Annotated in this window: 19 protein-coding genes; 12 read left to right on the top strand and 7 right to left on the bottom strand. The window is 45.9% G+C overall.

Annotation, left to right across the window (positions count from 1 at the left end; translation table 11 throughout):
- The first annotated feature begins 9 nt into the window (after positions 1–9).
- Entirely contained in the window at positions 10–645 is a 636-nt protein-coding gene (locus tag ACE1CM_RS08000) for an NADPH-dependent F420 reductase (RefSeq protein WP_374876877.1), read from the top strand.
- A gap of 213 nt (positions 646–858) precedes the next feature.
- Here the strand turns inward: ACE1CM_RS08000 and ACE1CM_RS08005 are convergent, their stop codons facing one another.
- Both ACE1CM_RS08005 and ACE1CM_RS08010 read right to left on the bottom strand, forming a co-directional pair.
- Entirely contained in the window at positions 859–1,728 is an 870-nt protein-coding gene (locus ACE1CM_RS08005) for an ImmA/IrrE family metallo-endopeptidase (protein WP_374876878.1), read from the bottom strand.
- Positions 1,729–1,731: 3 nt separating this feature from the next.
- A complete protein-coding gene (locus ACE1CM_RS08010) occupies positions 1,732–2,100 on the bottom strand; it encodes a helix-turn-helix domain-containing protein (protein ID WP_374876879.1) in 369 nt (122 codons plus the stop codon).
- A gap of 223 nt (positions 2,101–2,323) precedes the next feature.
- On the opposite strand from ACE1CM_RS08010, the gene ACE1CM_RS08015 reads away from it, so the two are divergent.
- The 5 genes from ACE1CM_RS08015 (at position 2,324) to ACE1CM_RS08035 (ending at position 6,873) form a co-directional block, all read left to right on the top strand.
- Positions 2,324–3,310: a hypothetical protein gene (locus ACE1CM_RS08015; RefSeq protein WP_374876880.1), complete on the top strand. Its 987-nt coding sequence runs from the start codon at positions 2,324–2,326 to the stop codon at positions 3,308–3,310.
- Positions 3,311–3,567: 257 nt separating this feature from the next.
- Positions 3,568–4,644, top strand: a complete 1,077-nt coding sequence (locus tag ACE1CM_RS08020) for a hypothetical protein (RefSeq protein WP_374876881.1) — start codon at positions 3,568–3,570, stop codon at positions 4,642–4,644.
- Between the two features lie 74 nt (positions 4,645–4,718).
- The gene (locus ACE1CM_RS08025; protein ID WP_374876882.1) at positions 4,719–5,156 is read left to right on the top strand and encodes a KTSC domain-containing protein; all 438 of its coding nucleotides are present in this window, start codon (positions 4,719–4,721) and stop codon (positions 5,154–5,156) included.
- A 508-nt stretch (positions 5,157–5,664) separates the two neighbouring features.
- Positions 5,665–6,045, top strand: coding sequence for a histidine kinase (locus ACE1CM_RS08030; protein ID WP_374876883.1), 381 nt, complete (start codon positions 5,665–5,667; stop codon positions 6,043–6,045).
- A gap of 33 nt (positions 6,046–6,078) precedes the next feature.
- Positions 6,079–6,873 (top strand): calcium-binding protein, encoded by a 795-nt coding sequence (locus ACE1CM_RS08035; protein WP_374876884.1) that lies wholly within the window; start codon positions 6,079–6,081, stop codon positions 6,871–6,873.
- A gap of 45 nt (positions 6,874–6,918) precedes the next feature.
- Here the strand turns inward: ACE1CM_RS08035 and ctpA are convergent, their stop codons facing one another.
- The gene (ctpA, locus tag ACE1CM_RS08040) at positions 6,919–8,154 is read right to left on the bottom strand and encodes a carboxyl-terminal processing protease CtpA (protein WP_374876894.1); all 1,236 of its coding nucleotides are present in this window, start codon (positions 8,152–8,154) and stop codon (positions 6,919–6,921) included.
- A gap of 530 nt (positions 8,155–8,684) precedes the next feature.
- Between ctpA and petB the strand changes: the two genes are divergently transcribed.
- A complete protein-coding gene (gene petB, locus ACE1CM_RS08045) occupies positions 8,685–9,332 on the top strand; it encodes a cytochrome b6 (RefSeq protein ID WP_226590222.1) in 648 nt (215 codons plus the stop codon).
- Positions 9,333–9,477: 145 nt separating this feature from the next.
- Positions 9,478–9,960: a cytochrome b6-f complex subunit IV gene (petD, locus tag ACE1CM_RS08050; RefSeq protein ID WP_374876885.1), complete on the top strand. Its 483-nt coding sequence runs from the start codon at positions 9,478–9,480 to the stop codon at positions 9,958–9,960.
- Between the two features lie 138 nt (positions 9,961–10,098).
- Here the strand turns inward: petD and ACE1CM_RS08055 are convergent, their stop codons facing one another.
- Complete coding sequence (locus ACE1CM_RS08055; protein WP_374876886.1) at positions 10,099–10,308, bottom strand: hypothetical protein; 210 nt, start codon at positions 10,306–10,308, stop codon at positions 10,099–10,101.
- 88 nt (positions 10,309–10,396) lie between these two features.
- On the opposite strand from ACE1CM_RS08055, the gene ACE1CM_RS08060 reads away from it, so the two are divergent.
- Together ACE1CM_RS08060 and ACE1CM_RS08065 are read left to right on the top strand one after the other, a co-directional pair.
- Positions 10,397–10,684, top strand: a complete 288-nt coding sequence (locus ACE1CM_RS08060) for a TIGR02450 family Trp-rich protein (RefSeq protein WP_374876887.1) — start codon at positions 10,397–10,399, stop codon at positions 10,682–10,684.
- 46 nt (positions 10,685–10,730) lie between these two features.
- Entirely contained in the window at positions 10,731–11,609 is an 879-nt protein-coding gene (locus ACE1CM_RS08065; RefSeq protein ID WP_374876888.1) for an aldo/keto reductase, read from the top strand.
- 38 nt (positions 11,610–11,647) lie between these two features.
- On the opposite strand, the gene ACE1CM_RS08070 is transcribed toward ACE1CM_RS08065, so the two are convergent.
- On the bottom strand, positions 11,648–12,037 hold the full coding sequence (locus ACE1CM_RS08070) for a hypothetical protein (RefSeq protein WP_374876889.1): 390 nt from the start codon (positions 12,035–12,037) through the stop codon (positions 11,648–11,650).
- Positions 12,038–12,455: 418 nt separating this feature from the next.
- On the opposite strand from ACE1CM_RS08070, the gene ACE1CM_RS08075 reads away from it, so the two are divergent.
- Positions 12,456–13,769: a pentapeptide repeat-containing protein gene (locus ACE1CM_RS08075; RefSeq protein ID WP_374876890.1), complete on the top strand. Its 1,314-nt coding sequence runs from the start codon at positions 12,456–12,458 to the stop codon at positions 13,767–13,769.
- Between the two features lie 615 nt (positions 13,770–14,384).
- Here ACE1CM_RS08075 and ACE1CM_RS08080 read toward each other — a convergent pair.
- Positions 14,385–15,908 (bottom strand): dolichyl-phosphate-mannose--protein mannosyltransferase, encoded by a 1,524-nt coding sequence (locus ACE1CM_RS08080; RefSeq protein ID WP_374876891.1) that lies wholly within the window; start codon positions 15,906–15,908, stop codon positions 14,385–14,387.
- A gap of 40 nt (positions 15,909–15,948) precedes the next feature.
- Positions 15,949–16,953, bottom strand: a complete 1,005-nt coding sequence (locus ACE1CM_RS08085; RefSeq protein ID WP_374876892.1) for a Gfo/Idh/MocA family protein — start codon at positions 16,951–16,953, stop codon at positions 15,949–15,951.
- A 306-nt stretch (positions 16,954–17,259) separates the two neighbouring features.
- Here ACE1CM_RS08085 and ACE1CM_RS08090 point away from each other — a divergent pair, with 306 nt between their 5' ends.
- The gene (locus ACE1CM_RS08090; RefSeq protein WP_374876893.1) at positions 17,260–17,559 is read left to right on the top strand and encodes a ferredoxin; all 300 of its coding nucleotides are present in this window, start codon (positions 17,260–17,262) and stop codon (positions 17,557–17,559) included.
- The last annotated feature ends 181 nt before the right edge of the window (positions 17,560–17,740 follow it).

The raw sequence follows: 17,740 nt of genomic DNA on the forward strand, positions 1-17,740 counted from the left end.
AAATAGCAAATGAAAATCGCAGTCATTGGTGCAGGAAATGTAGGCGGAACCCTCGGACGTAGCCTTGCTCAAAAAGGACACGAGATTATTTTTGGCGTCAGAGATCCGCAAAGCGAAAAAGTGCAAAATCTCCTCGCCTCCATCCCCAATAATGCCACAGCCAGCAGCAATCAAGCCGCCTGCGCTGAATCAGAAGTTATCATTCTAACAACACCTTGGCAGACAACTCAAGCAGCGATCGCATCTTGCGGCGATCTGACCAATAAAATATTAATCGACTGCACAAACCCCCTCACCGAAGATTTTTCAGGTTTATCAATCGGGTTTACAACTTCTGGCGGCGAACAAGTTGCAGAATGGGCAAAAGGTGCAAAAGTTTATAAAGTATTCAACCAAACCGGATTTGGTATCATGGCTGACCCGGTGTTAGAAGGTCGCAAAGCGGTGATGTTTGTCTGCGGCGATGACGAAGAAAGCAAACTTACTGTGATTAAACTGACTGAAGATGTTGGTTTTGAAACAATAGATGCGGGTAAACTCTCTACAGCCAGACTTTTAGAACCCTATGGGATGCTGTGGATTAAACTTGCGCTAGTTCACGGTTTAGGACGAGATTTCGCCTTTGCTATAGTCAGGAGAAATTGAACTTTGCTAATGGCTAATTGCTAATGGGTAATTGGTGATTGGTGATTAATATCATGTCCGCTAGATTACCCATAATCAGCAGCCGGGGCACGGCAAGATCAACGTTATTTGTTTGTCCGAGACATCTATGATGCCGTGCCCCTACGCAACAACTCTGTGAGTTTTTTTCTACTACCTATTACCCATTACCCATTACCAATTACCCATTACCAATTAGCACAAGTGTAATAAAGACAAGACGCAATATTTCTCTCCTACTTGTATCGGCATTGCTTCTACCCAGCAATTAATTAAACCCCAACCTAAATGAATCGTTTCCTTGCCACTATAAGGTTGCCCAGTCACATAAGCATAAGAAATCGGCGAGTCGTGGGGAATCGATTTATCTTTGGGAATAAAACCCCCTGTCCAATCTTTCGTCTGAGTTCGCCACCATACCCGCAACTTCTTTTCAGGTTGAGGTACTAATTTTGACAACCCTCTCACTTCCCTTGGCTTCAACGCACAGTGCCACATTACCAGGGCGTAATTCCCTTTCCCATGCTGCATCATTCTTACTAGAGTGGCTAACAGCGAAGTTTGATAAATCGTTGCCAGATTCCGCCCCGCAGCTAAAGTAATTCCCAAATCTAGTAACAGAGGTACAAAAGAAGACTCTGGCATCAGTAAATCTGCGGCACCCTGGTCGCACAATCGCTCTTTGCGATCGCCACTCCAACTCGGAAACAAACCGCCCACCCTGACTTGATCGTGGGCATCGAATAGCAATTCCATCAACTCGTGTCCCTCGGTGAAGCGCTGCCGCACGAGGGGGTCATTCTCTTTAATTAAAATAATCCCCGTGCGGCTGTCCACCAAAATGCCTTGCTGTTCGTCCAACGGCGCGCGTAGGGGCGTCGGAATCCCAAAGCATTGGTAGATGCACGACAGATCGATGGGAGGCGCATCACCCAACCCCGACTCAGAGCGCAAAAATTCCACATAGCGAAACACATCATCTTCACACTTGAGCGCGCCGTGTTGGGACAAAAACACTTGTCCCGGATGGCGGTAGGGTTGAGTAGCCGAATTTGCCTCACACACAAATCATTTCCCAACGGTCATTTTAATCACGTTGTAGAGCAGTTCCCATTTCTCCGGCGTTGTCGGTTGCTGTCCTCGGTATTTTAATCGAGCCAGCATCTGCACGTCATCGGAAGGTAGCCCAGCAGCAGTAGCAAATTCCGCCAAGCTGGGGGGAATATCTGCCATCTCTTCTATTATTCCCGTCGCATCGCCTTTAAGTCCCAAAACCGAGGTCAATTTTTCCATCACCTGCCAAGACAGGTTAGTAGCTTGTCCCCGTTCGATTTGGGATAGGTAGTTGCGCGAGATGCCGACTTTATCCGCCAGTTCTTGCTGGCTGAGTTTTTCCTGCCGTCGGCGCAAGCGAACTGTGTTGCCAAATTCATCCATAACTTAGTCTGTCTTCTCCTCTTGTAGGGCAGGCACCTCGCCTGCAATTGTGTCTGGGCGGGCATTCTACCCACCCCACAACTCCAGAAGCCCTTTGATAACTGGAGTTTACAAAATTTGTCGCTAGGTATTGCATAGGCAGACAACCCGTGTTAGAGTAGTAACCATGAAATGCAAACTACAGTTTGCATCCTAATACCACTCTAGCAGCAAAAGGTAGATTATGAACCAGTTTGCCGCCAAAGACAGCAAGGCGAAGATTCTCGAAGCATTTGAACAGATCTTGGCAGAACGGCGCAAAGTTGCATCCCGCGTCGCTACCAAAGAAGAAGAAGCCGAAAAAGAGAAAAACCGCACCGTATTAGAAACAGTTTCCCAATACACAGCAGATAGCATCGTCCGGGGATTGGCAGATCTGCAACTCGAATTTGGCAACATTGTTACCGGACTTTCGACGCGGTTGACCACAGAAACCACAAAATTGGATGACCTCAAACGCGCGATCGCAACCGAAAACCAACACCTGCAAGAACTCCAGCAAACCCGCGTCGTCGCCGATGCCCTTTATTTATTAACCCAAGAACATCAAGAAAACCTGCGCTTACTCGAACAACGATCCGCAAGCGATCGCGAAATCCTAGCCAAAGAAACCGCCGAAACCCGCAAAATCTGGCAACGAGAACAAGAAGAATTCGACCTCACCACCAACGAAACCAACGAACTGCAACAAAGCGATCGCACAAAACACGAAGAAGACTACGAATACAACACCGAGCGATCGCGGAAAATTGCCAGAGACGAATATGAAGAAACCAAACGCCAAATCGAACGAGACATCCAAGAAACAAACCAAACCAAACAGAAAAACTGGACAGAACGAGAACAGATTTTGGCAGCAAATCAAACATTACTCGAAGAATACCAACGCAAAACAGCAGCATTTCCCAACGAACTGGGCGAAGCAATCAAAAAAGCTCGCGAAGAAGGCATTCGAGATGCTGCTCAAGAAGCCAAAATCAAATCAGACTTGGTGGAAAAAGAATGGGAATCCACCAAACAAGGATACGAACTACAAATCCAATCCCTAGACACCAAAATCCAAAAACAAACCGAACAAATAGCCGAAATCACCACCCAACTCCAAACCGCATTGCGCCAAGCCCAAGAACTAGCAATGCGCGCCTTCAGCAACACCCCAAATCGCACCTAAAAAACCCAACTCCCTCCCCACCTCCTCCCTCCGCGTCCTCTGCGTCTCTGCGGTTCATTAAAAAGATATTTGACCGAGGCGAGTAGATCCCTTCACTTCCCCTCTACCTACTCCCATTCCGCCAGAAAACTATCTCAACTTCTTCTTTCCTCTTCCTTCGCGTCCTTCGCGTCTTCGCGGTTTATTTAAAAATTCTTCTGGCGGGAAGAGAGTAACCCTACAAAATTCTCAACAAACCCAAAACATCTCAAATCATTATGGCAACCAAACGACCCACCGAAAAAAGCACCAAAGCTGAAATCCTCACCGCCTACAACGAACTAATGAAAGAAAAGAAAGAATTGGAATCCCAGATCGTACAAAAACCAGAAACTCAAACCACTCCCCGCAACGGCAACGGCAAAACCAACAACGAAGTCATCATCAAACCCGTTCCAAAACAACAGAAAATGGAATCAATCATTGACGGGTTAAACCAACTGCAACTAAACTTTGGCGGTGCAGTCAGCGACTTGTCCGAAAAGCTCGTCCTCGAAGCATTTAAACTCCAAGAAGCACAGCGAAAAGTCAGCGAAGAACGACAAGAATTGCAAGCACTGCACAGCTTAGAAGTAACCGACGGTAGCCTAGACACATTAATCCAACAATACGAAGAAAGTTCCAAAACCTTTAACGAAGAACTGCGCCAACGCACAGATGAAATTAACCTAGCAACAACCACTGCCAAAAAAGCGTGGGAAAAAGAACAAGAAGAACACCGCCGCCTGATTAAAGATCGCAACGAAACCCTTGCCAAAACGAGGCTACGGGATACCAAAGAATACAGTTACGATTTGACCTTGCAACGGAAACTGTCAGATGAAGAATACGAACAAGAGAAAAAGCGACTGTATCAAGAGTTAGACGAATTCCAGAAAAATCAAGAAAAACAATGGGCAGAACGGGAAAAAGCGATCGCCGAACGAGAAACGCAATTTTCCGAACTTAAAACCAAAGTTGAAGCAATGCCAAAAGATTTGGAAGCCGCAATTAAACGTACCAAAGAAGAAGGCAAAGCTATTGCTTATGGTCAAGCCAAAGTCAAAGCAGATTTACTTGCCAAAGAAATCGAAGGCAGCAAGCGCAACTACGAATTGCGAATTCAATCGCTTCAAGAAACAATAGACTCTCAAAACTTCCGGATTCAAAATTTATCCAAACAACTCGATGCCGCCCTCAAACAAGTACAAGATTTGGCGGTGAAAGCAATCGAAGGATCCTCCAATCTCAGTTCCTTCCAAGCCATGAAAGAAATTGCCCTAGAACAAGCCAAAAATCAAAACAAAATGAAGTAATGCTAATTGCTAATGGCTAATTGTAAAAATTAACCATTAGCAATTAGCAATTAGCAACTAAAGGAGACATTTACATGCAATTCAACAAACTCGATCTCAGCAACATTTTAGCCATCAGTCACAATGACGATTATTTAGCAATAGCAATCGACCGGGGCGATCGGCTGGATATAATCGAAATTCCCGCACCGAAAGCCGCCTATGAAGGACTCGTACAACTGAATGAAATTGCAGCGTCAGACTCTCCCGAACTTGCTGCATCCATTGACTTTTACCAACTACCGGGAGTCCAAGAAGAAATCCCCATGCTACCAGTACACTCCACAATGGCAAATTCTATCGGATACGATCCAGACCGCCACTTATTGCAAATTGAGTTTAAAAACGGCTCGGTTTATGAGTATGAAGGTGTGGATGAAGAAACCTGGGAAGATCTGCTTTCAACCAATTCTCCAGGACGATTTTACAACAGGGAAATTAAAGGCAACTATCCCTCGCGTCGGCTTGATTGATTTTGAGACAATAGGCGCTATTAACTCAAGTTGCTGGCTAATAGCTAATGGCTAATGGCTAATGGCTAATAGAAGGATATTATATAGCTCTCACAATTAGCAATTACCTATTAGCAACGCCCAAGGTTATAACTGGTAGGGGCGGGTTTTACCGACAGAAACCGGGTTTCTGTGAAAAATTGTTGATCCAGGAAATAGATCGTGGTCGAAACCCGGTTTCTTTTCTGGTTAAACCCGCCCCTACTTGCGTTATCGGCTGAGTCTGGTAACCAAGTGGGAGACAACTGCCTCCCACTTCCATATGCCTCTTCCTCCTACCGTTACTCCCTTAGCGCGCTGAAGATCTCCCCTCTTCTTTCTTGGCGTTCTTGGCGTCTTGGCGGTTCGTTAAATAGGTATTCTTCCGGTGGGAAACGAGTATTTAATTTTGAGAAATAGTATTTTTACCCTACCCCAGGTGCATCGTAGAGCGGTACCCTGGATCGGTAAACCTGTTTATTAAACAAAAATGCCTACGCCCTGTCACATCGTTGTAGAAGGAAATCCGGTAATCGTTTATGCTAGCAGGAATGGCAGCCCCAACAAAATCTTGCCCATCCTCAAACCGTTTCTAGAAAAGTTTTGGCAAGAAAGAGAAATCCACGGAGAATACGGTTATACAGCTGATTGCCTGGTGGCTCAAATTGTGGTTAGGTTTGGCTACGAGATCTGCGAAGATGATTTTTCTAACTTGCGCGTGGGTGTAAATTATGACCCCAGCGTTGAATATATTTATGCGATCGCACAAAAAGATCGCAAAATAAATATCTGGGTTCCCCAAAAAGAATATCGTCAAAATCCCAGTGTAGGATTGCAAGGATGCGATCGCGCAGGCGCTGAAGTCTGCTAAAGTTGCTTGGCGACGTTCCAGGAGAATACCACTATGGCAGGTGCTGATGGCCCTCGCTATCTGTTAAATCCAACCTCGGATAATTTTACCCTGAATGCGGGCTTCCTCACCCCTTATCCAGAAGGCTTATTTGCCCTGGAAGGCAACGATACCGTAAAAGGATCGACTGACAGCGAACTGATCTTTGGCAATCAAGGCAGCGATTCCCTAATCGGCGGCGGCGGTAACGACATTATTTATGGTGGCAAGGATGGTGACGATCTCTTTGGCAATGCCGGAAATGACATTCTCAGCGGCAATCTAGGTCTTGATTATCTGGAAGGAGGTGATGGAAACGACACGCTGCGCGGGGGGAAAGATGATGATATTCTATCGGGTGGTAACGGTAGGGATATCTTATCTGGTGACTTGGGACAAGATTTGTTGTTGGGAGATGCCAACGTCCTACTACGCGATGGCGCTGCCGATGTTTTCGTCCTCCGCAGAGATACCTCTGTAACTAACAAGTTTGAAGCAGATGCAATCGCTGGTTTTGAACAAGGCATCGATCAAATTGGCATCACCGGCGGACTCACCCTGGTTGACATTGTTTTAGAACGTTTCAGCGTCACTGCCGATGAATTCAGAAGGCAAGGTTCTTCAGTCGGTGGAACTACAATCGCAAATACAGCATCAGCACTGCCTCAACTGTTCGATCCCGACGGTAATGGTCGATTAGACGGCACTTTTATTCGCATCGCTAATGGCGGTTATTTAGGCGCAGTAATGAATATTTCTCCTCTCGATCTCGTCAATAGTTTCATTACAGCGGATAACTTACTTGGTTAACCAGAAACCCGGTTTTTCTAAAAAACCGGGTTTCTGAAATAATATCTACCCAGCATGGGCAACTATTGACGGGTTCCTCAACAGTTTAACCGCTGCTTGATATTGTCGGTCTGCATCTGTGCCAATTTGATCTCGCTTAATTGGCTCAAAGTTTACAACTTGGTCGGGCATAATCCCCAACTTGTTAATATCATGGTGCTTGGGAGTTTCGTACTTGGCAACTGTTACTGCTAATCCAGAACCATCTGATAAATCAAATAAAGACTGGATTAAGCCTTTACCAAAAGTTTTTTCACCCACCAATTGAGCGCGATGGTTATCTTGCAAAGCACCGGCAAGAATTTCGCTGGCGCTGGCGGTTCCCCGATTAACTAACACCACCAAAGGATCGCGGGTTAGCGCCTCTCCACTCGCTTCAAAACTGCCGATTACGCCTTGTCGGTTAACGGTGTAAACAATCGTACCTTCATCTAACCACAGGCGAGCAATTTCAATTCCTGCCTGCAACAAACCACCGGGATTGTTTCGCAGGTCGAGAATGTATGAATCGGCACCTTGTTGCTCTAGGCGCGCTACGGCGTGGGCTAACTCGGCGGGAGCGTTGGCGCTAAATTGATTGAGGCGAATATAGCCAACTTTCGCGTCTCCAGGTTCGGAATGCAGTTCGGCGAGGACTGGGTTAAGGGCGATGCGATCGCGCACCAAACGCACTTGTGTGATCTGTTCCCCATCCCGTGCTAAAGTAAGGCTGACGCTAGTGCCGCGCGGCCCGCGCATCCTGGCAGCAGCTTCATCCAAGGTGAGTTGCGCTGTAGAAAAGCCGTCTATTTCTTTGATCCGATCCTGCGGTTGTATCCCTGCTTGTTCCGCTGGAGAACCCGCAATCGCCGCTATCACTTGCAATTCGCCTGTTTTTTCATCCAAGGCAATTTGCAATCCCACTCCAGTTAGTTCTCCAGAAGTCGAAACCTGTAAACTGCGATATTGATCCGGTTTCAGGTGTCGTGTAAAAGGATCGTCTAAGCTCGATAGCATTTTCGCGATCGCCCCATAAGTCTGCTCTCGATTGTTCAGCGGTTGCTTGATCAGCTTCTCCCGCAAATGCCACCAATTTTGATGGTTGAACGTATCATCTACATAAGAGTGATTGACAATTCGCCAGACTTCTGCTAAAAGCCTTTGCTCCTCACTCAAAGCCGCAGCAGGAGATGCCCACCCGCCCAAAGCCAAAATAACCGAAAGGATAGCAGAAATCCCAACCCGTAAAAAGCGATTTTGCATGTCACAAAGCTTATACTTCATTCGACCGCCACTAATCAGATAGTTTGACCAATCCTGCCAAATTTCAGCCTGGGTTGCCAACTTGGGGCAAACCCAGCGATCTGTAAATTCAACGGAAAACCTCTTGCGGACTATGTTACTTTTTTTAATAGAAGATCGAACGCAACCCGTCTCATCTATCTGATACAAGTTGTAGAATGGCGCGTTCAACACCTCTGTGTCAGCATCATCTGCAATTGGCATCTGAGAAATAAGAGTCAGGAACCAGTTCAGGAAAGCTAAGAGAGGGAATTATAGTCAGATTTTCGGCTATAATTCGGCAAAATTGTCCAAGCAGGAGCTAAAACCAAGCTTAATATCGCGGACAAGTTTGACTAACTTTTGAGTAGGACGGGTTACCTCCGAATTAACGCCTGTGGACAAGAAGACTCCGAAGTCCACAGGTAGGATCGGGAAACCCGTCACCCCCACCGCCTTCTCTAAGCGGGAAACCCCACAACAGCAATACATCCTTTAGGAATTCTGGCTTTATGGCAAACGTTTACGATTGGTTTGAGGAACGCTTGGAGATTCAGGCACTTGCCGATGACGTCACCAGCAAGTACGTTCCACCCCACGTCAATATCTTTTACTGCCTGGGCGGCATCACCCTGGTATGCTTTATAGTCCAGTTCGCAACTGGATTTGCGATGACGTTCTACTACAAGCCAACCGTCACCGAAGCCTTCTCGTCAGTGCAGTACATCATGACCGAAGTTAACTTCGGTTGGCTAATTCGCTCGATCCACCGCTGGTCTGCCAGCATGATGGTGTTGATGATGATTCTGCACATCTTCCGGGTTTATTTAACCGGAGGCTTCAAAAAGCCCCGCGAACTGACTTGGGTAACCGGCGTCATCCTAGCAGTAATCACCGTTTCTTTTGGTGTAACCGGATACTCCCTGCCTTGGGATCAATTGGGATACTGGGCGGTAAAGATCGTCAGTGGCGTACCAGAAGCGATTCCAGTCGTTGGCACCTTGATGGCAGACTTGCTGCGCGGCGGTTCCAGCGTCGGTCAAGCAACCTTGACCCGCTACTACAGCGCCCACACCTTTGTTTTACCCTGGCTAATCGCCGTGTTCATGCTGCTGCACTTCTTGATGATTCGCAAGCAAGGCATTTCCGGTCCGTTGTAAGTACGGCGCTTGATATAAAACAGCGAATAGTCAGCAGACGGGGGCGGGTTTAAATAAACTGTTGATCGTGGCATAGATGGGCAGGTATTACCCGCCTCTACCAAACCTCAAACCTTTCTCACTTCTAAGGAGAACACTCTCAATCATGGCGACAATCAAAAAACCAGATTTGGCAGATCCAGTCTTACGTGCCAAACTTGCTAAGGGAATGGGTCATAACTACTACGGCGAACCCGCATGGCCCAACGACCTGCTGTATATCTTCCCCGTTGTAATTATGGGGTCGATGGCTTTAATAATTGGTCTAGCCGTTCTCGATCCAGCACCAGTGGGAGAAGCTTCTAATCCCTTCGCAACGCCACTGGAAATCCTGCCAGAATGGTATCTGTGGCCTGTTTTTCAAATCCTGCGTACCGTTCCAAACAAACTGCTGGGCGTTGTATTAATGGGATCTGTACCCCTGGGTCTGATTATCGTTCCCTTCATTGAAAGCGTCAATAAGTTCCAAAATCCTTTCCGTCGTCCTGTTGCAATGGCAGTATTTCTATTCGGCACTCTGGTCACCCTGTGGCTGGGTATCGGTGCTATCTTCCCAATTGACAAATCCTTGACCCTGGGTTTGTTCTAAAGCTAAAAAACTTTAAAATTGACGCCTGCTGTTGCTTTTTTGCATTTGTTAAAAGACGCCAGCAGGCGTCAATCGGTAATAGGAAAATGCTTTTGCCGCCAACTAGCAATTAGCAATTAGCAATTAGCAATTAGCAAATTACGCTTCTTTACTCAAATCTCCCCGCAAATCTCTCAGAATGTCGTCAGGCATTTGCGGCGCAACAGCAGGATTGCTAATAACTTCCTCTGGATTTTCCGGGATACCGCTGGTACGGACAAGATCTCTGGGGTCTACTATATCCTGGGTTCCGGTAGGTGGATTAACATTTTCTTTGAAAGCAGGCTGTTTGGGTGCTTCACCAGTCATAATTATTTCCAGGAGTGACTACATATCTCAGCCTAAAATTGTCTGGCGAGCGGCACACACTATCTTGGGGCAGATTAGAGGTGAAAAAATGCCAAAAAAACAAAAGTTTCCCCATCTAGTTGGCTCAAAATGGACGGCAAAGCAAAAAACTTGGGGATGGCGCCATTTTCAGGTAGTTAATCGCCAAAATCAAGGCGATATGGTATTTGCGGAAATGGTGGCTTCCTGCGACCCCCATGTCCGGTTTTGGCTCAATGCAAAAGCGCTAAAAGACCCCTCGATGTGGCAAGCAGGTTGGAAATCTTTACAGGAACAACAAAATGATGAAAAAGACATCCTCCTAGGGGAAGATGACGCATATCAAATACTGCAATAAAGCTTATATACTGGTGTTAAATCAACCAACTGATTGCTAATAACTAATGGAAACAAAACAACTGGGAAATACGGGTGTTAATATTAGCGCAATCGCTCTCGGTGGAATGCCAATGTCCCTCAGCAGCAGACCAGAGGAAACACAAGCGATCGCCACCATCCATCGCGCCCTCGACCTTGGTGTCACCCTGATCGATACCGCAGATTCTTACTGCAAAGATGAGTCGGATAAGCACCACAATGAAAAACTGATCCGCAAAGCACTGCAACAATACAAAGGCGATGTTAGCAATGTCATCGTCGCTACCAAAGGTGGTTTGATGCGCCCTAACGGTGCTTGGACGCGCAATGGCAATCCCGACCATTTAAGAAAGACAATTCGCGAAAGTTTCGAGGCGCTAGGAGGCGAGAAACCAATCGATGTTTGGCAGTATCACGCCCCAGATCCAGAATATTCCATAGAAGCATCCCTCGCACCTGCAAAAGCAGCAGTAGAAGAAGGTTTAATCCGGTTTGTAGGAGTCTCTAACTTTTCCGTAGAACAAATTAAGCGGGCGCGGGATGTAGTAGAAATTGTTTCGGTGCAAAATCAGTACAATCCTTGGTATCGCCTGCCAGAATTAGACGGCGTGCTAAAGTATTGCCAACGGGAGAAACTAACATTTCTGCCTTGGAGTCCGTTGGGTGGAAGTCGCCGCGTCGGTTCTTTAAAAGATATTTCCGAAATCGCTCAACTCGCTCAAGAAAAAGGCGTGTCGATATATAGTATAGTACTCGCATGGTTGATGGCAAAATCACCTTGTATCGTGCCTATTCCCGGTGCTAGTAAAATTTCCAGTATTGAAGACTCGGTGCGTGCAGTTGATGTCAAATTATCCTCCGAAGAAGTAGCCAGAATCGATGGCGCAACTTCTTCTTTAGGGTAAGGATTGGGAAACCGATCTAAAAGAACAACTTTGATCGCTTACCTGCTAACGGAAGCAATGCCAAGGAATATACCTACTACAAGTGCGATCGCTACAAAAAATAAAGCGATAATGTAGAGCCAGTATTGCAGGGTATAAAGTTTTCTCATTTCCCCCAATGCCGCCATCAAGTTCTCGATATCGTTGCCTTGAGTATCTACAATTCGCTGAAAAGAAAACGCTGCCTTTTGAGTCCAGAGACCAATGATAATTTGAATCGTGCCATAGACAATATTACCGAAGCCGTCTTTTGTCAAAGCCGCTACTCCGCCGATAGTAGCAAGAACACCCAAACCAATCAGGAAAAAGCTAACCAACCGCATTTTATCCGCCAGATCCTTAATCAGACCGTTTTGCGAACTGCTGAATTCGTAATGTCCGGACTCCATTTGGCTTCCCTCCCCCGATAGATATCTGCCGAATATTAAACTACTAGATCGCTTCGACAGGAAAAAAAATTACAAATATTTGCGATTTTCCTCACCCCACGGGTGCAGCGATCGCTACAAACCCGGTTTTTCTAAAAAACCGGGTTTGTTCAACCCGCTTGACTAATTTGATGATTTGGTATACTATATATTTAGAATGGAAAAATGTGCGCCCATATAAGCTCGATTTTTAAAGCATTCTGAAGCGAAACTAAAATAACCACAGCCAAAACAGCAACAAGCGCCATAGAAATTGAATTGCGTCCCATAGGCAATTTATTGGCAGATAGAAACCCTAGCTAAAAGCCAAAAATTGTTCGTGGTGTAAAGTGTAGCTAAAATGTGGATTAGTTTTGCAACAGCCTGGGAAAGCTAGAACATGACAACAGAACCAAATTCTCGCAACCCTAACCCCACAGAAGCAAAATTGTCGTCAGAAAGTGCAGATACCACTAACAATGGTGCAACAACAGACAGCGTAGCTCACGGTCAATCTTTGACAGCGACTATGGCGACAAACGAACAAGAGGGACAAATATCCAGGGAAATTCAATCGGGAACTATAGTCAAACAACGTTACACAGGTTCCTATGTTGCGCCTCGTGCGGCGGCGTTGGTAACCCTGGTGGCGATCGCTATCATACTATTTGGGTTATTTAGCAATAACTTCTGGCTGACTTCATCGGGGTCGATTATAGCGCTGCTGATCTCGTTGCGAGTGCTTTGGCCTGAGATCGAAAACTGGTTAAATGGAGTAAGCAGCACCGAGCGATCGCTGGTAATCGCCACCGTGGGAGTATTGTTTGCGATCGCGGGATTGCTGAAAATATTTGGAGTTTACAAACAACTGATCCGGTGGGGTAGTCAATTTAATTGGGAAGCAGTCGGATCTCTGGCAGAATGGACGGGTGCGGTAGGGCAAATATTGATCGCCATACTCGCCGTTTACATTGCGTGGCGACAGTACGTTATATCCAAAGACCTGACGATCCAGCAAAATAGAATTACCCAACAACAAACAATCGACGCATACTTTCAAGGCGTTTCCGATCTAGCATTAGATCAACAAGGATTTTTAGAAGATTGGCCTCAAGAGAGAGCGATCGCAGAAGGACGCACCGCCGCCCTACTCAGCAGCGTAGACTCAGAAGGAAAAGCCAAAATTATCCGCTTTTTATCCCAGTCTAAATTGCTCACACCCATCAAGCGCGACCAACTTTTAGGACGCCCAATTTTTAACGGTTATGGCGGATACGAAGAAGACCGAGAATACGGCGTTCGCGTCATCGACTTGGGAGTAATGTTAGCAGGTGCCGATATGTCTTATACGGACCTGCGTTGGACAGATTTAAGCGACGCCAATCTAGTTAGAGCAAATCTGACTAAATGCGACCTCGTAAAAGCCAACCTCGCCCGTACAATACTCTACGATGCGAAACTCGCATTCGCAGATTTAAAAGCCACTCGCTTCTTCTACGGTAAAGCCGAAACCGCCACCCCCCGCAGTCGCACCGAACTTCCCGATTATACCACGGGCGTGCATACCGGCGCAGTCGTAGAAAACGCCGACTTCACAGGCGTCCAGCGGTTATCAGAAGAACAGCGTTACTATTGTTGCGCCTGGGGCGGTACTAAAACAAGAGCCACTATACCAGGCGGGTGCGAAGGCATTCCGAATAAATTGGGCAGATAATACAGTGCTAATTGCTAATTGCTAATTGCTAATTTACTCAAGTTGCTAGTTACATCCCAAGGCATTGAAACCCGGTTTCTCTGAAAAATCGAAGAAGAAACCGGGTTTCTGACTGGGTTAATGGGTAATTGTCAAGAGTAGACTGCCTTTTAATCAAATTACCAATGATATTATGTCCGGTCGATTACCCTGAATTAGGAGTAGGGAACATCCAACAGCTGCGTCAAAAAACTTTTAACCAATTGATGTTCCCTACAAGACAACGCACAAGAGAAGGTTTTTATTACGGGTGATTCAACGGACATGATATGACCCATTACCAATTACCAATTTCACAACTATTAACTAGCAACTTACGTTAAGATCGGATTTTTACTGACATTAGCCATTATATCAGCTCCGCTTAATCACTTATAATATACTTAGCTTGGGTTGAAGAATGAAACCCAACACAAGCAAACACCAAAGTTTCTCTGAAAAATCGTTTATTTGCCAACGAGAAATCTACAAATAAACAAAGGTGATGGCAAGGTCGTGCTGACATTAGCTATGAGCAATTAGCCATGAGCAATTAGCCATTAGCCGCCAGTTTGATTTTGCTAACAACTTGAGTTATTAGTACCAAGAACGCAGCCACATTCGCAATTGAAAAGCTGCGGGAGATAAAGGCAAACCCAAATATACTGGCAGCCAAAATACCAAGGCTAATACAATTATAAAAATCACCGTAACTCCCAGCAGCCGAAACTCAATATCGCAACTATAAAGCCAGCGATCGACTAGCCATGCAATGGTCAAAAATGCAAATATCGCTGCTGGCATATAAAGATAGATAAACGTACAGCGCGTTACCTTAATCCAAGGAAGAAAGTTAGCAGCATAGTTCAACATTAAATACAGCGCAATCCATAATTTGGGTGACTGCTTGACTCTCAATATTACACGAGTAACCTGCCGAGACAGAACCTCTAGGAAATCGTTCCCAGGTTGAACCTGGGAACGAGATATCCAAGGAGCTGTATTCCTACTTGCAAATAACCAAATGTGCCTAGCCAGTTCAATTAGCAATAAAACAATTGCAGCGGTTGATAACCACCATAAAAATGGATTTCCCATTGCATGAATATCGTAAATAACTTGACCAGCACCTGCGGGTAAAGGAGGCCCAAAAGATGGAACGGGTTCGGTTGTATTGCGCGCCGTTTCGTAAAAATAACTCATCGGACGCAGCATTAAAGGCCAAGTATACCAACTCGAACAGTAAGGATGAACGCTCGCTCCGCTTCCAAGTCCTTGATGAAATCCTAAAATTTGTTTGTGCAGTCCCCAAAATCCCGTTTTTGTATTTATTTGTAAGTGGGGAATCCAAACTAAGTAGTAAAGTATCGCGGGAAGAATAGCCAAATTTGCCAATAAATGATATAATTTAATTAGGGTTAAATTTTGGCAAAGAAGGGGTGAGTTTTTGATGTCTCTTCCCATCCACTGCATTACCTTGGCACAAATCCAAATTAGATAAATTCCGACTAAAAATCCCAACCCGTTCCACTTAACTGAAATACAGGCTCCAAAACCAAGACCAGATAGGGCTAACCAAACCCAACGCCAACGACCTTGATGTTCTAATGCCAGCAGGAAAAACCACTGACCTAACAAGCCAAAAAAAACTAGATAAATATTAATTAAAGCATAGCGGGATTCGACGAGAAATAAACCATCTAAAGTGGTGAATAAAGCAGCAATAAGGGCGTAACTGCGACGGTGACTGATATGATATGCGATCGCACCCACCAAAAAAGGCAGCAGCGAACCCACGAGGGCATTCAACCAACGGTAAGTCCAGGGAGAAAAAGGCACGCCCCCTAGATTATTGACTGCATCTTGTGGGGATTGAAAGTGACTGCCGATCCAAATGGCGAGAGCGATCGCATACTTCCCCAAAGGCGGATGGGCATCAAAAAAAGGCGTCCGGGTTAAATAGTTATTGGCATACTTAACGTAATAAACCTCATCAAACACCAAAGTGTTAAATCGATCTAGCCCCCAAAAATGCAAACCGAATGATAACAGCAACACCCCCGCCATACCGACGGTAAACCAAGGAAAAGACGAACGATCTGGCTTTTTCAACAAATTCATAGGTTAGTAGTGAGGACTTTAGTCCTCAGTACGGGTTCTATCAATTTTTAAGGTAAACCGTTTGACCCGTTTCTGCCGACTCACGAGCAGCATCTGCTACTTTGAGCGTATACAAACTTTCTGCTGGGGTGACATATAGGGGAGTGCCTTCCAGTAAATGGTCTAGTACCATCTTGGTATCCTTAGCAAACAAACCCCGCCGACTTCCCACTTCGATCGGTGCCGTTGTCTCTCCCCGGACTAACTTGCCCTCTTCGCCATCAAATATTAGCGTACCTTGTTCGCCTTGGACTTCAAATTTGCGTTCCGCCTGAAAGAAAGTTTTTCCCTTACCGTAGATTACTTCCCCAATTAAACCGCTACTGAAACGTAACCGAGTTGTACAAAGACAGGCGCTGTAAAATTCTGGATCTTCTTGCCAAAAACGCGCTTGAGTGCTAGCGCTGACGACTTCCCCAAATAGATCGACGAGTCGGTGCAAGCGGGAAAGCGCAGCGCTAAGGGGAAAACCGAATAATACTGGATTGTAAGTCCATTTGCGCGGGGCGGGGTGTTGGGGATTGATCGTACAGTAGCGCGCATAAAATGGCGTGCCAATTTCCCGGATCGACTGGCGCAGTGCTTGGTGGACTCCCCCCAACAGTTCGATGTGTTCCACGTGCAACAGTTTACCCTGGGCTTGTGCCAGGGCGATCGCTTCCTCTGCTGCTTTTGGTTCCAGGGCGAGGGGATATTCTACGACCACATGCTTACCCGCCGTCAGGGCGGCGCGAGCGATCGCCGCGTGATCCCGATTAATTGTACAAATTACCACCAAATCTAGATCCGGACGTTCTACCAACTCCTGCCAAGAGTCTAGCGCCAAAGCTTGGTAGGTTTGAGCGAATTCCTGGGTTTTTTCCGGGGTATGTCCGGCGATTGCTACCAGATCGCTGCGGGGATCTGATTGCAACGTTTGGGCCCTTAGTTTCGCGGCATATCCAGTCCCTACCAAACCCACTTTTAAGGGCATTTTGCCATCAATATAATTAGTTAAACCAATCATTTTACACCATATGTTCTCTATTTTTTGTTACGCCCATTTGTACCTCTAGCCCCAGAATTAGGAGTCAACTCCCCTAACCCTTATCGCTAGCTGTTTTCCATAAGTATAAGTAATTAAGATGAAATTAAGAAAATTGATTGCGAATCCCATTCAACCAAATTGGCAAATAAGTATAAAAACTATGATGTTTTCATTTAGTATCAGAATGTAAAGCAAACCTGCACGCAGCGCCGAAATCGATTTGGGCGAACACCGCTGCTTAAGGAAAACTTATAGGGCTGTTAAGAACACATAAGAGGAGAGCCAATGCCTACTTACAAAGTCAGGTTAATCAATGAAACCGAAGGTCTAGATGAGACCATTGAAGTAGCTGATGACGTGTATATTCTCGACGCAGCGGAAGAAAAAGGACTCGACCTGCCTTTCTCTTGTCGCGCCGGTGCTTGCTCGACTTGCGCTGGCAAAATTAAAGATGGTGAAATTGACCAATCCGATCAATCTTTCTTGGATGACGATCAAATTGAAGCTGGCTACGTTTTAACCTGCGTGGCTTATCCCAAATCTGATTGCACGATTCTGACCCACAAAGAAGAAGATCTCTACTAAAAGCTTCGAGCGAAATTCTTCAGGGGAGTTGCTAGTAGTGAGTGCCCTTGCGCAAGACAATTCACTAACTTGAAACTCCCCTTAGAACCTTGACAGCAGAGTTCAAACGAGTGAGGTACAGCCTAAAAGGCTTTGTTTGTGTAGCGGGACGCATAAGAGATCCGCAACACAAAACAAACCC

It is taken from the genome of Microseira sp. BLCC-F43 (genome assembly GCF_041929235.1).
GTDB lineage: Bacteria > Cyanobacteriota > Cyanobacteriia > Cyanobacteriales > Aerosakkonemataceae > Microseira.